Origin of the sequence: Syntrophaceticus schinkii (assembly GCF_000946815.1) — a bacterium.
GTDB classification, from domain to species: Bacteria; Bacillota; DSM-12270; order Thermacetogeniales; family Thermacetogeniaceae; genus Syntrophaceticus; species Syntrophaceticus schinkii.
The window spans coordinates 1-3,140 of the sequence record NZ_CDRZ01000127.1 but is presented as its reverse complement, the minus strand read 5'-3'; the positions used below and the strand labels follow the sequence as shown (position 1 = coordinate 3,140).

Here is a 3,140-nt window from a genome sequence, read left to right as displayed (position 1 = left end):
TGTCGCCTCTTGCTTTTAAAAAAAGGTTCAATAAATCTAAATGCTAGTTGCTGGCAGAGGGCAGTATATCCTCTCCTATGAGCAGGTTGAGATGGGTCGGCTTCGTGCGTACTTTGTTCGGGGGTAAAAGCTGAGCCGCAAGCATACTATAATTGAAATTTTATCTTTGCTGTAAAGCAGTTAAAATACTGTTTCCTGGTATTGACACCGGGGTTGTTTATTGGTTATAATGTCCTCCAGGTTGGCACTTGTGTTGCTCAGGCGGCATCGGCACAGAATGGTATCTGTACCGCTTTATGGTGAAACCAGCAAGGATGAAAAGAGAGCCGGAGTCAGAATGTTTCGGAACAAGCGTAAAAGCGATTCCTGGTAACTTCAGACCTCCGATTTATGACTTCTCTTTTCAGGTAATATCCATTTCTTTTTGCGGTGGAAAGAAATTTAGTTGAGAAGAGCATAGCTGAGTGGAAAACTGCATACATTTTAGATGAGTTGAGATGAGTGGAGTAGAGTAGAGTTTGAGATGAGCTGAGATGAGGCTGGGAGAAATGCCTTTTGGGATGTGAACCGGCGCTCATTTGAGTGCTGGTTTTTTGCATTTCTGGTGTGAGTTTGATGTTTGCGCCGGTGTGAGTATAGAAGATATTCCGGGGGGAAAGGGTATCTCTCAGGCGCAGGTGGCGAACCGGCTGAGGTGTGAGTGTCTGTAATGTGCGGTGCCGGTGTGAGTGTAATGAAGTATTCCGGGGGGAAAGGGGTTGGTGGGTGCGATGAAGCCGTACCGGATGGTGAGCAGTGATCTGAAAAATGAAAAGACCCTGGTCAGGGTGAAGGATGTGGTCTTTGGCGGGCGCAAGGTTGTTGTTATCGCAGGGCCCTGTGCGGTAGAGAGCAGGGAGCAGGTGGTTGCTGCTGCCCGGGGGGTGCGCCGGGCGGGGGCGGTGATGCTGAGGGGCGGCGCTTTTAAAACCAGAACCTCGCCTTACAGCTTCCAGGGCCTGGGGGAGGAAGGGTTGAGGCTGCTCAAGGAGGCCTCTGAGGAAACAGGTCTTGCTGCTGTTACTGAGGTTTTAGATAAAGATAGTTTGGAGCTGGCTCTGGAATATGTGGATATGCTGCAGATTGGTGCCAGGAATATGCAGAATTCCAGCCTGCTGCGCATGGTGGGGTGTTCCGGGAAGCCGGTGCTTCTGAAGCGGGGGTTTTCTGCCACTGTGGAGGAGTGGCTGATGGCTGCTGAGTATATTGTTGCTGCCGGTAATCACAATGTGGTGCTCTGTGAGCGGGGGATCCGCACCTTTGAAAGTGCCACCCGCAATACCCTGGATTTGGGTATCGTTCCCCTTGTGCAGGAATTAAGCCACCTGCCGGTGATCGTTGATCCCAGCCACGCCACCGGGAAGCGTTGCCTGGTGGCACCCATGTCCCGGGCTGCAGTAGCAGCCGGGGCCGATGGGCTGCTTCTGGAGGTGCATCCGGAACCTGAGCAAGCGCTGTGTGATGGGTTTCAGTCTCTTTCTACAGATGATTTTGGCTGCCTGATGCCTGAGCTGCAGGCGATAGCTGGCATAGTAGGGCGGACAATTGCATCCTCCAATTGTATTGTCTCTCAGGTCGCCGTGGAGCGGTGACAGAGAACCGTCATCCTGTCACCGCCTGGTGCTGGAGAGTTGTGGCGGGTTGAGCAGCATTTCGCAAAAATAATTATTGAGTAGAGCTGAGTTTGGTTGAGATGAGTTGAGCTGAGATGAGGCGGGAGCTAAATGCTTTACGAAAGCTGACCGGCGCTCATTTGAGTGGCGGTTTTTTATATCTAACGGGTTGTCAGGTGCGAGTTTGCGACAAAGCAATAAAGCAAGCCTGACAAAAATAGATGTGGGAAGCGGGAATCCGCAAGTCTGATCCCGGTTTATTACGGTTTATTATTTATGGAGGTGAAGATGATGGTGTTTCCGAGTAGAGGGGACTATCTGAAGGCAGCGGCAAGGTACGGGGTAGTACCGGTTTGGGCGGATGTGGCGGTGGATCTGGAGACACCGATCTCTATTTTCAAAAAGGTGGCTTCTGGGGATTACAGTTATCTCCTGGAGAGTGTGGAGGGAGGGGAGCAGGTGGCCCGCTATTCCTTTATCGGTTTTGACCCTTTTCTCATTTACAAGTCTAAAGGGGAGCAGCTTGAGGTCACTGCTCACGGGCGGCGGAGGCAGTTGACAGGGGATCCTCTGGGTTATCTCAAAGAGATGATGGCTGCTCTCAAGGTAGCGCCCTTGCCTGGTGAACAGCGTTTTCAGGGTGGGGCGGTGGGCTATTTCGGGTATGATTTGGTTCGCAATTTTGATTCTCTTCCAGAGAATGCCAAAGATGACCTGCACCTTCCTTGACTGTTTTTTTATCCTCACCAGGGTTGTTCTGATTTACGACCATGTCACAAATCGGCTGCGGGTGGTTGCATTAATCCCTATAGAAGGCGATCCCCAGGGGGCTTATGAGCAATCCATGGCGGCTGTTCAGGGTGTTATTGAGCGGCTAGAGGATGTCTTGCCGGAGAAAAGTGTCTCGCCAGGCTACTGCTTGTCCGGATCCGGAGGCCTCAATCAGCCGCATGGTGTTTTGCCGGAGAAGAGGGCAGCAGTGATGCAGCCGCGGATCGCTCAGGGTGTTGAGCAGCTGCAGAGCAAATTGTCTTCTGGGGATGCCATATCTGATGTCGCATCCCAACTGTCCTTTTATCCCTCGTCCCTCGATATGACCAGAGAAGAGTATCTGGAGAAGGTGTGCTGTGCCAAGGAATATATCAGTGCCGGGGATGTGCAGCAGGTGGTTCTTTCTCAGCGTTTCCAATGCCGGACTTCAAGTGAAACATTAGCTATTTACCGGATGCTGCGTTCTTTGAATCCATCTCCCTATATGTATTACCTGAACTTCGGGGATCTCTGCCTGATCGGTTCTTCCCCGGAGATGCTGGTGAGGGTGGAAAATGGCATGGCAGAGACGCATCCTATCGCCGGCACCAGGCGGCGCGGGGGGAGTGCGGCCGGGGATCAGGTGCTTGCCAAAGACCTGCTTGCTGACCCCAAGGAGCGGGCTGAGCATGAGATGCTGATTGCTCTGAGTAGAGGCGACCTCAACCAGGTCTGTGA

Annotated in this window: 2 protein-coding genes and 1 pseudogene; all 3 read left to right on the top strand. The window is 52.2% G+C overall.

The genetic code is table 11. The features are described from left to right. Window positions 1-746: 746 nt before the first annotated feature. Window positions 747-1,631: pseudogene (gene aroF / locus SSCH_RS06200) on the top strand (3-deoxy-7-phosphoheptulonate synthase); the annotation flags it as partial. Window positions 1,632-1,940: 309 nt separating this feature from the next. Next, a complete protein-coding gene (locus SSCH_RS16395; protein WP_198142205.1) occupies window positions 1,941-2,381 on the top strand; it encodes a hypothetical protein in 441 nt (146 codons plus the stop codon). Then, window positions 2,353-3,140 (top strand): chorismate-binding protein (locus SSCH_RS06195; RefSeq protein WP_232294256.1); only part of this gene is annotated, 788 nt, incomplete at its 3' end. The genes SSCH_RS16395 and SSCH_RS06195, both read left to right, overlap by 29 nt.

What these genes read in the sequence shown, in the direction of transcription:
- SSCH_RS16395 (WP_198142205.1), top strand. Translation starts at nt 1,941, where the DNA reads ATGATGGTGTTTCCGAGTAGAGGGGACTATCTGAAGGCAGCGGCAAGG.